This is a genomic window from Haloferax sp. Atlit-48N, from assembly GCF_003383015.2.
Lineage (GTDB): Archaea > Halobacteriota > Halobacteria > Halobacteriales > Haloferacaceae > Haloferax > Haloferax volcanii.
The window spans coordinates 291251-304040 of sequence record NZ_CP137693.1 but is presented as its reverse complement, the minus strand read 5'-3'; the positions used below and the strand labels follow the sequence as shown (position 1 = coordinate 304040).

The following is a 12790-nucleotide window of genomic DNA, read 5'->3' as shown; positions in this document are numbered from 1 at the left end:
TACCGTAGTACACCTCTTAAAGCTAGCGACTGAATGCGAAAATTGGCCGCGGTGTGCGGCACCGAAAGACGGCGGCTGAGAGGGTGTTATCCCTTGATAGCGCCGCCGGTGAGTCCTTGCACGAAGTAGCGCTGGATGTAGGCCAGTCCGAGCAGGACGGGAAGCGAGATGATGATGGAGGCCGCGGCGACGACGTTCCACTGGGTGTTGAACCCCTGCACGAACGTCAAGAGCCCCGGCGGAACCGTGTACCGGGAGTTGTCGAGGAGCGTCAGCGCGAACACCAACTCGTTCCACGCGAGGAGGAACGCGAAGATGAACGACGCGATGAGCGAGTTCCGCGCCATCGGCACGATGACGTACCAGAACGTCTCTATCGAGCTACACTGGTCGATGCGGGAGGCCTCGATAATCGAGTCCGGGAAGTCGTCGAAGAAGCCCTTCATCAGCCAGACGACGAACGGCGCGGTCATCGCGCCGTAGATGAGAATCAACACGAGGTGCGTGTTGAACAGGCCGAGCGCCGAGACGAGTTCCCACTCGGGGACCATGATGGCGGTCCCCGGGAACATCAGCGACGCGAGGAAGATGCTCATCAGCGCGTTCTTCCCGACGAAGTCGCGGCGCGACAGCACGTACGACGCGGCCGTCCCGAGGACGAGCGCGATTGCGCCCGCGCCGACGGCGACTTTCAGGCTGTTCAACACGAGCGACAGGATGTCGATGTCGATGGCCGACGACGCCTGCCAGCCGAACAGGTTGGCGAACAGCGAGGTGTAGCCGCCCGCCTGAATCGACGACTCGACGACGAGCCGGAAGCCCTCAAGCGAGAAGTCGTTCGGGAACACCGTCGGCGGAATCTGCTGAATCTCCGCGGTGGTCTTGAACGCCGTCACGACCATCCAGTACAGCGGGAAGAGGACGAACGCGAAGACGACGAGCGTCAGGAGCGCGACCGCCGTCTTGCGGACGTACGCACCCGCCGTGGTGTCGAACAGCCACGACTCGTTCCGCCGGAACTCGGCGGCCGGGTCGGCGTCGGAGTCTTGTGCCGCCATCAGACGTCACCCCGCACTTGGTCGTACACCTGGATGTAGTAGTACGAGAACACGAGCAGGACGACGAACAGGATGAGCGACAGCGCCGACGCCAGCCCCACGTCGAAGTCGACGAACGCCGTCCGGTAAATCATGACCGGGAGCGTGCTGCTGGAGACGCCGGGGCCGCCCTTCGTCATCACCCAAATCATCGAGAAGTTCCTGATGTTGTAGATGAGCATCAGGAGGAACCCGATGGCGAGGTTGTACCGCATCATCGGGATGGTGATGAACCGGAACTGCTCCCACGGCGTCGCACCGTCCATCCGCGCGGCCTCGTAGAGATGCTCGTCGATTCCCTGCAAGGACGTGAGCGTCAACAGCGCGAACAGGGGTGCGAGCCGCCAAATCATCCCGATGATGGGCGGCCACAACGAGAGTTCCGTCGAGCCGAGCATGACGATGTACTCGTCGACGACGCCGAGTTGGACGAGCAGTTCGTTGATGATACCCTGCGACCCGCCGAACATGAACTGCCAGATGGACGCGCCGACGACCCGCGGGAGGACCCACGGGATGAGCACGATGGCGCTCGCGACGCTCGTGTACGGCAGTTTCTCGTGAAGGAGCCAGCCCATCAAGAAGCCGAGGACGATAGCGGCGGAGCTACCGACGACGACCCAGACGAGCGTGTTCCACAGGACCTGATGGATGGTCGGACTCGACCAGATTTCGGCGTAGTTCGCCAGTCCGACGAACTCGGCCTCGCTGGGCGCGAGCAGGTCCTTGTTGAAGAAGCTCGAGTAGATGGCCTGCGCGATGGGGTAGAGGATGAACAGTCCGACGAGCGCCGTCACCGGTAGGACCGGGAGGTACACCTTGACCCCTTCGGGAATCCGTTCGGAGACGCTCTCGAACGACCCTCTCGCCTGCTTCGAGTAGCTCATGGCTTCGTCTCACCACCGCGGGCCCGCGGTCGTTCGAGCGACGGTCCGAATCGCATGGTCAGGCCAGCTCCTCGTCGATGACTTCCTGAACCGATTCGTTGGCGGCGCTGCAAGCCTCTTCGGCCGTCGCGTTGCCGAGGACGACCGGCTGGATGACCTCGGTGTTGATGATGCTCTGGACCGACGCGATGCCCGAGAACGACGGGAACCGCGAGGTGCGCGTGAACAGGTCGTCGTTCTCGTACAGCGTCACGAGGTCCCCGAACTGGCTCCGGAAGAGGTCGCTCGGGTCCTCGAAGGCGCTTTCGAGCGTCGGGACGCGCCCGCGGATGCCCACGTCGTTCTCGGCGTCGTAGGTCCACGGCGCGAGCTGTTCTTCGGAGTTCCACCACTCGGTGAAGTCGAAGGCGGCCCGGAGCTCGGCCTCCGAATCGGTGCCGTTGCCGAGCATGAACCCCTGCGCGTTCTGTAAGAGCAGGTCGCGGGGTTCGAAGCTCCCCGACGGGCTGTCCGGCAGCGGCGCGCGGGTGACGGTGTGACCCTCGCCGTCGAGCCACTCCTGCGGCGCGCCGGTCGTCTGGTAGACCGCGTTGGCGTGGGAGTACGTGATGAAGATGCCGGACTCGCCCTCGCGGAGGAGCCGTCCCGCACCGATGTGGTCGTTCTCGGCTATCGAGTTGGGGAACAGCCCGGCGTCCGCGATGTCCTGATAGAGCCTGACGGCGTCGACGAAGCCGGGTTGGTCGACCGTCGCCTCCAGCGTCTCGGGGTCGAAGTACCGGCCGCCGTTGGCGTAGACGAAGCCGATGAAGTAGCCGGTCGTCAGGCCGAAGTCGGTCCCCGGCGCGGTAATCGCCGCCGACACCTCGTCTAGCTCCTGCATCTCCTCGCCGAGTTGGATGAGTTCCTCCCAGTTGCGCGGCGGGCTGTCGAAGCTCGTCTGTTCGAGATAGTCGGTTCGGATGTCCACGAACGGGCCGAGGTCGGCGTAGCCGCCGGGGAGCCCCCACTGCCGCTCCCCTTCGGTGTCACCGAGGCTGTCGTAGATTTGCGTATCGACGTTCGCCTGGATGAACCGGCTGTTTATCTCCTCTAGCTCGTCGGCGAACTGCTCTTGGTCGAGCGGTTGGATGGCGCTCGCGCCGACGTAGTCGGGAATCTGTTGGGTCTGGCCGGCCATCACGTCCGGGAGGTTGTTGTTCGCCGCCGCGGAGGCGATAATCTGGTACTTCTGTCCCCACTCTTGGTGCTGGTAGGTGACGTCGTGCTCGCCGTAACTGCCGTAGTGGTTACTGATGTACTCCCGTTCGGCGGGGATGCCGCCGAACAGCCAGAAGTCGAGAGACTGGGAGCCCGAACCACCGCCGCCGGAGCCCCCGGAGCCCCCGGAGCCGTCGCCTCCGCCGGAACCCCCACCGTTGCCACCGTCGTTTCCGCCACCCATACAACCAGCCAACGCCGCGGTGAGACCCGCTCCGAGCCCAGTCACGTATCGCCGCCTGCTGAGCCGGTTCGATGAACTACTGTTTGCCATGGTGTACCATTACAAACCACTATAATTCATTATAATAAATATACCGGTGCAATCTGGAGCGGGAATAGCAGCCACCGAATCGACGATGGGGCGGGCGAGGCACGTTGTGACGACCGATTACACTCACCCGAGGTCGACGTGCCGCCGGAACGACTTCTCGGTCAGCCACGACCGGTCGGCTTTCGACAACGAGTCGACCTGTTTGAGCCAGTTACACGCCTCGGCGTAGCTGGCAACGTCGCTGACGTTGGGGTAGTCGGAGCCCCAGACGACCCGCTCGCGCCCGAAGGTGTCGAGGAGCCACCGGACGTGGTCGTGCATGTCGGCGTAGGGGAACGCCGAGTCGGACATGTGAACGATTTCCGAGACCTTCACCGCGACCGAGTCGTGTTCCGCGAGGTCGGCGAACCGGCTGAACGTCCCCTCGTCGGTGGGGGTGTCCGGGCCCGCGTGAGCGAAGTGGTCGAACAGGTAGGTGAGGTCGGGGTACGCCTCGACGAGTTCGAGCGCCTGGTCGAGTTGGCCGTGGTCGCAGAGAATCTGAACCGTGGCGTCGTGCTCGACCGCGGCCTCCCAGAACGCGGTCTCCTCGACGCTCTCTCCGAGCCACGTCACGCTCGGGTCGAACGTCTCCCACATGCGGTCGTACGGACAGGCCGCGCCGAGACGAAAGCCGAGGACGCCGTCGGTCTCCATGCAGCGGTCGAGTCGCTCGACGGCGTCGGCGGCGAAGGGGTCGAGCATCACGATGCCGTGGAGTCGGTCGTACTCGGCGGCGAGCCGGCGGGTGTACCAGTTGTCCGTCCAGTCGCAGATGGGGTAGCCCACGACGACGGCCTCGTCCACGCCGTTTCGGTCCATGTCGGCGAGCAGGCGGTCGGCGGTGTAGACGGTGTGCACGTCGAAGCTGTCGACGAGGTCCAAGATGGGGCCGTTGGTCCACGGGTGGTCCGGGCTCGCGGCACCCCACGCGTGGGTGTGGGTATCTATCATTACAATCGACGACGGGCGTTCCCGTACTAAATCTTACCCGCCGAAAAGCTAAGACGGGGGCCGCCGAATCGGAGGCCGTATGGCGCGAATCGCGTTCCACCTGGAGATTAAAGACGGCAAGCGAGAAGAGTACCGAACGAAACACGAGAACGTCCCCGAGGCGCTCGAATCCGCCTACTTGGACTCCGACGCCGGCCTGCAAACGTACAGCGTCTTCGAGAAAGACGGCCACGTTTTCGGCTTCATGGAAGTCGACGACCCGGAGGCCATCCAAGAAGTCATGGACAACAGCGAGGCGCAGGCCGACTGGGCCGAGGTCATGAGCGGCATCACCGTCGAGACCGACGACAGTTGGATGGACGAAGTCTACCGGATGGTCTGACGCCCGGGAGACGAGAATTGTCCGGGCATGGCGGACGAAACGCCGTTCCGACCGAATATATCAAGACCAACAGTATCGAATAAATATCCATAGACACTCGTTTTCGGCCGTCTCAATCCCCACATCGGGACGATTCCAGAGGATTCCTGCGGCTCCGGTTCTACCGGATGATTGTCCGGCGATGACGGAAGTCCGTCCGGGGTGGAATCGACCAGTTGCGGTTGTCCGTCGAGGCGAGGACGCAAGGGCGAATTGAGTGCTCTCGCCGGCAACGCGGGTCGTACGCCGCAAATCATTACGCACATAGAACTGTAATTCAGAGTTGGTTCCATTTAAATTGATTCGGGAATAATATGGTGACCGGACGTGAGTCAGTAACGCTGACGCCCGCCAGGGGAGAACGTGACGAAACGGCGCTACTCTGTACCGACAGCGCGTCTGTCACGAATATTTAGGGCGTTGTCAGTGACCCACGACAGGAATCCGGTATCCGGTGATGTCGGATGGTCACACGTGGTGAGCGACAAACCGACCGCCCGCGGGCTACCAGGACGTAATCGGAACTTCGCGGAGCGGCCCCGGAAGCGGGACATCGACGGTCGAGTCGGTGTAGTGCGAGAGGTAGAACCCGACGATGATTTCGAGCGAGCGAGTCGCCGCGACGCCGGGCGAGTAGTTTTCGGCGTCGCCGTCGAGGAGTTCCTGCACGTGGGCCGCCGCGTTTGCGAAGGAGCCCTTGTAGTCGCCCTCCCACGTCCACGCGCCCTCGATACCGGGGAGCGGTCGCTCGACGTGGTCGCCGTCTTCGAGCGACCAGTAGCGCCACTCGCCGTCGTCGTTGTTCATGTAGAGTTTGCCCTCGGTGCCGATGAAACTCAGCGTCATCGAGGAGACGTCGCGCGGAATCGTGCAGTCCACGGTGACGAACGTGCCGTCGTCCATGACGACGTGCCCGCCGCCGCCGGCGTCGACGACCGACTCCGTGGCGTCCAGCGCGTCGAGCGCCTCGTTCTCGCCGGTGATGTGGCCGCTCACCCGCGAGGCCCGCGCGTCGAGGAGGTAGACGAGGGTGTCGAGGACGTGCGTGGAGTTCCGCATGAGTTCCATGCGGTACTGCGCGCTCACGGACTTCACGTCGCCGAGGATTTCCTCCTCGCGGACGAGGTCGCGGAGCCGACGGAGCTTGTCCGTGAACCGGAACGAGTGGTTGACGACGAGTTCCGTGTCGGTGTCGTCGCAGACGGCGACCATTTCCTCGGCGTCGCTGACGGCCGACGCGATGGGTTTCTCGCACCAGACGACCGAGGGGTCGGCCGCGGAGCGCGCGGCGTCGACGACGTGGTCGCGGTGGAGGAACGACGGCGTGCAGACTGACACCGCGTCGAGGTCCTCGGCGTCGAGCATCGCCTCGTGGCCGACGTACCGGCGGTCGGCGGGGATGTCCCACGCCTCCCCGAAGGTGTCCAGTTTCGACTCGTCCACGTCTGCGACGGCGACGAGTTCGATGTCGTCGGTCGTGGCGTAGCCGCCCGCGTGGCTCGCGTCGATTTTCTCCTTGCCGATGGCCGCCTCGTCGTGCATGCCGAGGATGCCCATTCCTGCGATGCCGCCGGTTCCGATGATGCCTGCGTGGTAAGTCATAGTGTCTCCTGTCGCGGGAGTTCGTTCGTCAATGTGCGCCGGAGCGCATAACTGTGGTGCCGGGCCGAAAGAGTCGAAACGAACGCTGGGGGCGAAGGTCTCAGTCGAGCGCGGCCGCGGCCATCAGGAACCAGCCCTGTCCGTAAGGCGTGTCCGTCAGCGGGGCCTCGGGGCCGCCCGGCGGGCCGGCGACGCGGTTGACCGCGCCCTCCTCGCCGACGACGCGAGAGACGGCTGCGAGCCCGTCTTCGGCGGGTCGGCGGTAGGTCTCCGCATCGAGGATGCCGAGGTCGATGCCGCGGGCGAACGCGTAGGCGAACATGAGCGTCCCCGACGATTCGAGCGGCGTGTGCGGGTCGTCGACGAGGTTGTGCCAGAAACCGCTACCGTCTTGGAGCGGAAGGAGCGCCTCGCAGTGCGACCGGAACAGGTCGAGGAGGTCGTCGCGCTTCGGGTGGTCCTCGGGGAGCCGTTCGAGCACGTCCGCCGAGGCGGCGGCGGCCCACCCGTTGCCGCGCGCCCAGAACGCGCCCTGCGGGTAGTGGTTCGGCTGTTCGACCCAGATGTGGCGGAACAGCCCCGCGTGGCCGTCGCGGAGGTGCGCGGCGTGAATCAGAATCTGCTCGACCGCCTCGTCGAAGGCGTCGTCGTCGCCGGCGGCCGCGCCGTAGCGGGCGAGGAAGGGACACATCATGTAGACGGAGTCTATCCACAGCGACTTGATGCCCGCGAGGTCGGGGTCGTGGTGGGGGATGCCGCCGTCTTCGGTCCGCTCGAAGGACAGAAGCGACTCGTAGGCGCGCTCGGCCGCGTCGAGGTAGCGGTCCTCGCCCGTGCGGTCGTAGAAGTCGAGGACGCCGTGACCGATGGCGGTGCTGTTGTTCGTGTTCATGCACTTCTTGACGGTCAGCTCCCAGCTCGCCTCGTACTCGCGGCCGTGGCTGAACACCTCTATCGGGTAGCTCGGGCCGTAGCTCAACTGCCCGGCGTCGTTCTGTGTCGCCACCGCGGTGTCGACGAGGTGCTTCGCTCGCTCGACCGACTCGGCTCCCCCCTCGGCGAGCAGGCCGTTGATGGCGACGCCGGTAATCCACGACTGACCGTCGATGTCCAGCGACCTGAGGTACGAGGCGGCGCGCTGGACTGGTGTAAGCTCGTCTGTTGGCATGAGTACAGTACCCACACGAAGACGTGCGAGGATGAAAAATGTATCCCATGGCGTCGCGCCACCACCGGACGGCGGCCGCGCGGGCCAGTCGGTCAGCCAGTCCGGAGCCGGGGGTACTCGTTCGTCGCAGCCGATGCGTTCCCCAGGCGGGAACAAATATATACGGCTCTGGTTCGACTACCACACCATGAGCTCCCCACCGAACAAACGCCCCGGTCGAACAATCCGCTCGGTCCAGATAGCGTTCAATATCATCGACCTCCTCCAGGAGGAGGCGGGCATCGGCGTGACGCGAATTGCCGACGAGCTCGGCCACTCGAAGAGCACGGTCCACAGCCACCTCCGAACGCTCGAAGAGCGCCGCATCATCGTGCGCGAGGGCGACGGCTACCGGCTGGGCCTGCGGTTTCTCGACGTGGCTTCGCACGTCCGCGACCAGATAGGCAACTTCGACATCGTTCAAAAAGAGGTCGACTCGCTGGCCGAGGAGACGGGCGAAATCGTCCAGTTCGGCGTCGAGGAGTACGGCAAGGTCTCGTACCTCCACAAGGCGCAGGGGGAACACGCCGTCGAGACGCTGTCGCGGGTGGGGACCCAACAGCCGATGTACTCCACGTCGCTGGGCAAGACGATTCTGGCGTACCTGCCGCCCGAGCGCATCGAGGAAATCGCGGCCGCGATGGAGTACGAGCCCAAGACGGCGAACACCATCACCAGTCCGGAGGAGCTGTTCGAGGAGCTCGAAACCATCCGCGAGCAAGGGTACGGCATCGACGACGAGGAGAACATCAACGGTCTGCGCTGCGTCTCTGCGCCCGTCAAGAACGACGAAACGATTCTCGGCGCGATTAGCATCACCGGCCCGTCGAGTCGGTTCACCGAGGACCGCCTGCACGGCGAACTCGCGGACTACGTCCGGAGCGCCGCGAACGTCATCGAACTGAACACGAAGTTCTCCTGAGGGCGCGGGGCCGGCGGCTCAGTAGTTCTCGTAGATGGTCTTCACCGACGAGAAGAAGTCGAGGCCGGCGTCGCCCTGCTCGCGGTAGGTGTTCGTCGACGAGTCCTTGTAGCCGCCGAAGGGGACGTGGAGTTCGAGGCCGGTCGTCTTCTCGTTGATTTTCGCGACGCCCGCTTCGACCTCGTTGACGAAGCGCTTGCCCTCGCTGAGGTCCTGCGTGACGATGCTGGCCGACAGGCCGTAGTCGACGTCGTTGGCGAGGGCGAGCGCGTCCTCGAACGAGTCGGCCTTGACGACCGCCAGCACGGGGCCGAAAATCTCCTCTTGGGCGATGCGAGCGTCGTTTTCGACGCCGGAGAACACGGTCGGCTCGACGAAGTAGCCGTCGTCGTAGTCGTCGCCGGTGAGCCGACTGCCGCCGGCTTCGAGCGTCGCGCCCTCCGAGGACCCGATGTCGACGTATTCGAGCGTCGTAGACAGTTCGTCCTCGGAGACGTGCGGGCCCATGTCGGGGTCGTCGAGGCCGTCGCCGACGACGAGCGAGTCTGCGTAGTCGGAGACGGCCGCGACGAACTCGTCGTACACGTCCTCGTGGACGATGGCGCGCGAGGTGGCCGTACACGACTGGCCGGTCGTGCCGAACGCGCCGACGCCGACGGTCTCGGCGGCGTCTTCGATGTCCGCGCTGGGCATGACGACGGTCGGGTTCTTGCCGCCCATCTCACACTGGACGCGCTTGAGGTCGACCGCGGCCGTCTCGGCGACCATCGTCCCCACGGCGGTGCTGCCGGTAAAGGAGACGCCGTCGATGCGCTCGCTTTCGATGAGCGGGCCGCCGACCTCGCTCCCGGAGCCGGTGATGGTGTTCGCCACGCCGGCCGGCAGTCCAGCGTCGTCGAGGCATTCGAGGACGATGGAAACGACGCCCGGTGCCTCGGACGCCGGCTTGAGGACCGCGGTGTTGCCGGCGGCGAGCGCCGGGGCGAGCTTCCAGACCGGGATGGCGATGGGGTAGTTCCACGGCGTGATGAGCGCGACCGTGCCGAGGGGTTCGTGCTTCGTGTAGAGGTCCTTTCCGGGGGCGCTCGCGGCCTTGACGGTGCCGCCGAAATCCCGCGCTTTCGCGCCGTAGTAGTGGAAGATGTCGATGGCGCGCTGTACCTCGCCGCCCGCCTCGGAGCGCGTCTTGCCCTCCTCGCGGACGAGCACCTCGGTCGCCTCTTCTTTCCGCGCGTCGAGGTTGTTACCGGCCTCGCGGAGAATCGCGCCGCGGGACGGACCGGGCGTCGACGCCCACTCGTCCTGCGCGGCGACGGCCGCGTCGAGCGCCGCCTCGACGTCTTCTTTGGAGGACGCCGGGTGGACGCTGACGACTTCGCCGGCCGCCGCGGGGTTCGTCACTTCGAACGTCTCTCCCGACTGGGAGTCGATCCATTCGCCGTCGATGAAGTTACCGTAGGTTCTCGACATTCGACCTAGCCATGCACAGCCATCACTAAGTAAGCTTCTCATGGCGAGCGCGGATGGCCGCCGCGCGCTCGTGGCCGTCGCAAGGTGTGAGCGAAGCGAATTCGCGAGGTTCGGACTGGTATCGACGAGTCGCCGCCGCCTCAAAGGAGGAACTGGAGGACGACGAACAGGGTGGCGACCGAGACGGCGGTGGTCGCGAACACGTTCATCGACGCGAGATCGGCGTCGCCGCCGAGTTCGTTCGCGTAGATGAACGACGAGACGGCGGTCGGCGTCGCGAGCATCGTCACGCCGGCTTGGACCGTCGACCAACTCGACGCGAACGTCGAGAAGACGGCGAAGGCGAGAAGCGGCATCAGGACGACTTTGCTGCCGACGACGGCCCCGACGGTGCGAAAGTCGAACGACTCGGTGGAAATCGTGAGCGACGCGCCGATGGAGAGCAGCGCCACGGGGAGCGCGAGCGAGGAGAGCGCGTCGAGCCCCGTCAGAAGGACGCCGGGGACGCCGAGGCCGAGCCCGGAGAAGGCGAGCCCCAACACGAGCGCCGGAATGACCGGCGTCTTGAGCACGCCGACGAACTCCTCTTTGAACGATACGTCAGCGCCGTTGACGAGCACGAGGACCGTGATAGTGAGCGGGACGTGGGTGAGCGCGCCGATGCCGAGGATGACGGCCGCCTTCGCAGACGCCAGCGAACCGAACGTCGAATCGACGAGCGGGAGCCCGAGGAAGCCGAGGTTCGAGTAGTACGACTGGACGATGGCGACACTGCGAACCGAGTCGGGCGACACCCGCCGGTGGACGACCCAACCGACGGCGAGCATCGTAAAGAGGACGAGCCAAAAGCCCAACACGAGCGTCGGCTCGATGACTTCGCGAATCGGCTGGTCGTACGTCGAGGTGAACACGAGCGCGGGGAGCGCGAAGGCGAACGCGAAGAACGTGAGTTTGTCGCGGCGGCCGCTGTCGAGGAGGCCGAGACGCTTCGCTAGCGCCCCGAGGCAGAGCACCCCGAGCATGTAGCCCAGATTTGCGGCGACGGTCATACACGTCCATCGAACAGGGGGGTTCTTCCGTGTTACGCTCGCGGAGATTTCGTTCGGGTAGTTCGACCACGAGAGCGCCTGAGAACCGCGTATTCCAGTTAATCGTCCATGAGAGATTCGAGCTCGCGCGCGAGGCGCTCGCCGATGCGAATCATCGCGTCGTCGCCGGGATGGACGAGGTCGGTCGTCATTCCGCTGGCGGTCGGCAGGAGGTCGGGGCCCTCCACGAGGTGGACGTTGTCGTAGCCGCACTCGTCGACCACGTCACGAAGGTGCTGGCGGAACGTCTCGGAGAGCGTCGCTTCCTCGTGGTCGCGCTTGTACTCGCGCACGTGCGGGAACAGCGTGATGCAGGCGACGGGTTTGGTCGGGTTCGCCGCGGCGACGGTTTCGACCATGTCCGCGGCGCGCTCGCGGAACTCGTCGGGCGAGAATCGGCCGACCATGTTCACCGACAGCGAGAGCGTCGCCACGTCCCAGTCGTCGCGGGCGGCGATGTGCTCGGCCATCGCGGGGTCGCAGTAGGCTGTCCCGCAGGAGCCGAGGTTTATCGGGTCCGCACCGAGTCTCCGGGCCGTCTGGTTAACGTACGTGAGCATCTCCGCCGACGGGTCCTCGCCCTCGGTAATCGACGTGCCGTACGCGAGGTATCGGAGGCTCGGAACCTCGTCGGCGGTCGGCGGCCGCCGCGCGCCCTCGACGCCGTGGTAGTAGATGTGGCCGCCGCGGTGGTCGCCGGGGAAGACGAGTCGGCACACCTCGGGCGCGTAACGCATCTCGCCGGTCGCCGCCGGGTCGAGGTCGGACAGCGACTCCGGGGGAGACAGTTCGACCGTCTTCGGCTCCGGCCCGAGCGTGAACTCCTCGCCCGTCGCCTGAAAGTCCCCCCAGAACGGTCGAACGAGGCTGTCTCGCTCCTCGGAGGAGAGCGTGATTCGAACCGTCTCATCGGGGACGAGTCGAATCTCGGTTCCCGCCGGGTGAGACATCCGCGTCTGCGCGCCGGTGTTCAGGCCGCTCCTGACGGCCTCCGGAACGCGGAGCAGTCGAAGTCCCTCGTGCGGTCTGACCCGCTGGAGCGCCCTGACGTTGTGGAACTGAACGTCGTCGTGCTGGATATCGTCGTGCTGCATACCGTGTGAGTCACGCACACGCCACACCTACTTATCCCTACCTCCGGCGACCGACGCGCGGCGACGGGCGCGCCGGTGCTGGACGGAGACAGACGCCGAAGTGGCATCATCGGTTCCCGAGGCGGGAAAATTACAGTCATATGATTGTAATATATGGGCGAATATAGCGTCGAATTCGCGCGTTCGTCGTGAGTGACGCACAGCCGACCAAAACGTCAACCCCCCTAAACCCAATCTAGAGCCCACAGAGAGGCCTAAATCCGAATATTCGCCACCGGGGAACGCAAAGTCCATCCAGAGTGAATAATTGGGCACGATTCGCCCGATGTTCGTTCCCCACCGGCGAACAAGATGGAGTATGACGCTGCCCTCGTGCGGTCAGTCTGGGAATGTAGCCGCTCAACTGCCGGAGCTGAAGGTGTGTTATGATTGGTGCGGGCCGGGAGTCCGGTGGGGGACGAGCGGGCCGGTGAGA

General features: G+C 65.0%; 11 protein-coding genes. 2 read left to right on the top strand and 9 right to left on the bottom strand.

Annotation, left to right across the window (positions count from 1 at the left end):
- Window positions 1-86: 86 nt before the first annotated feature.
- The 4 genes from DEQ67_RS19235 to rhcC form a co-directional block, all read right to left on the bottom strand.
- Window positions 87-1058 carry a carbohydrate ABC transporter permease gene (locus DEQ67_RS19235; protein WP_004061658.1) on the bottom strand — a complete coding sequence of 324 codons (972 nt, stop codon included), beginning with the start codon at window positions 1056-1058 and terminating at the stop codon, window positions 87-89.
- Entirely contained in the window at window positions 1058-1984 is a 927-nt protein-coding gene (locus DEQ67_RS19230; RefSeq protein ID WP_006599986.1) for a carbohydrate ABC transporter permease, read from the bottom strand. The genes DEQ67_RS19235 and DEQ67_RS19230 overlap by 1 nt, the downstream gene beginning before the upstream one ends.
- A 58-nt stretch (window positions 1985-2042) precedes the next feature.
- Window positions 2043-3428: an ABC transporter substrate-binding protein gene (locus DEQ67_RS19225; RefSeq protein WP_004061661.1), complete on the bottom strand. Its 1386-nt coding sequence runs from the start codon at window positions 3426-3428 to the stop codon at window positions 2043-2045.
- 213 nt (window positions 3429-3641) lie between these two features.
- Window positions 3642-4511 carry an L-rhamnono-1,4-lactonase gene (gene rhcC, locus DEQ67_RS19220; protein WP_115861504.1) on the bottom strand — a complete coding sequence of 290 codons (870 nt, stop codon included), beginning with the start codon at window positions 4509-4511 and terminating at the stop codon, window positions 3642-3644.
- Between the two features lie 79 nt (window positions 4512-4590).
- On the opposite strand from rhcC, the gene DEQ67_RS19215 reads away from it, so the two are divergent.
- A complete protein-coding gene (locus DEQ67_RS19215; protein ID WP_004061665.1) occupies window positions 4591-4893 on the top strand; it encodes an L-rhamnose mutarotase in 303 nt (100 codons plus the stop codon).
- A 543-nt stretch (window positions 4894-5436) separates the two neighbouring features.
- Here the strand turns inward: DEQ67_RS19215 and DEQ67_RS19210 are convergent.
- Window positions 5437-6534 (bottom strand): Gfo/Idh/MocA family protein, encoded by a 1098-nt coding sequence (locus DEQ67_RS19210; protein WP_049896011.1) that lies wholly within the window; start codon window positions 6532-6534, stop codon window positions 5437-5439.
- 100 nt (window positions 6535-6634) lie between these two features.
- Window positions 6635-7702, bottom strand: coding sequence for a glycoside hydrolase family 88/105 protein (locus tag DEQ67_RS19205; protein ID WP_115861502.1), 1068 nt, complete (start codon window positions 7700-7702; stop codon window positions 6635-6637).
- Between the two features lie 187 nt (window positions 7703-7889).
- On the opposite strand from DEQ67_RS19205, the gene DEQ67_RS19200 reads away from it, so the two are divergent.
- Window positions 7890-8663, top strand: a complete 774-nt coding sequence (locus DEQ67_RS19200; RefSeq protein ID WP_006599989.1) for an IclR family transcriptional regulator — start codon at window positions 7890-7892, stop codon at window positions 8661-8663.
- Window positions 8664-8681: 18 nt separating this feature from the next.
- Here the strand turns inward: DEQ67_RS19200 and DEQ67_RS19195 are convergent, their stop codons facing one another.
- From DEQ67_RS19195 to DEQ67_RS19185, 3 genes are all read right to left on the bottom strand, one after another.
- Window positions 8682-10133, bottom strand: coding sequence for an aldehyde dehydrogenase family protein (locus DEQ67_RS19195; protein ID WP_115891566.1), 1452 nt, complete (start codon window positions 10131-10133; stop codon window positions 8682-8684).
- Between the two features lie 140 nt (window positions 10134-10273).
- Window positions 10274-11182 (bottom strand): AEC family transporter, encoded by a 909-nt coding sequence (locus DEQ67_RS19190; RefSeq protein WP_115803559.1) that lies wholly within the window; start codon window positions 11180-11182, stop codon window positions 10274-10276.
- Between the two features lie 98 nt (window positions 11183-11280).
- A complete protein-coding gene (locus DEQ67_RS19185) occupies window positions 11281-12315 on the bottom strand; it encodes an SGNH/GDSL hydrolase family protein (protein ID WP_115803560.1) in 1035 nt (344 codons plus the stop codon).
- Window positions 12316-12790: the final 475 nt, after the last annotated feature.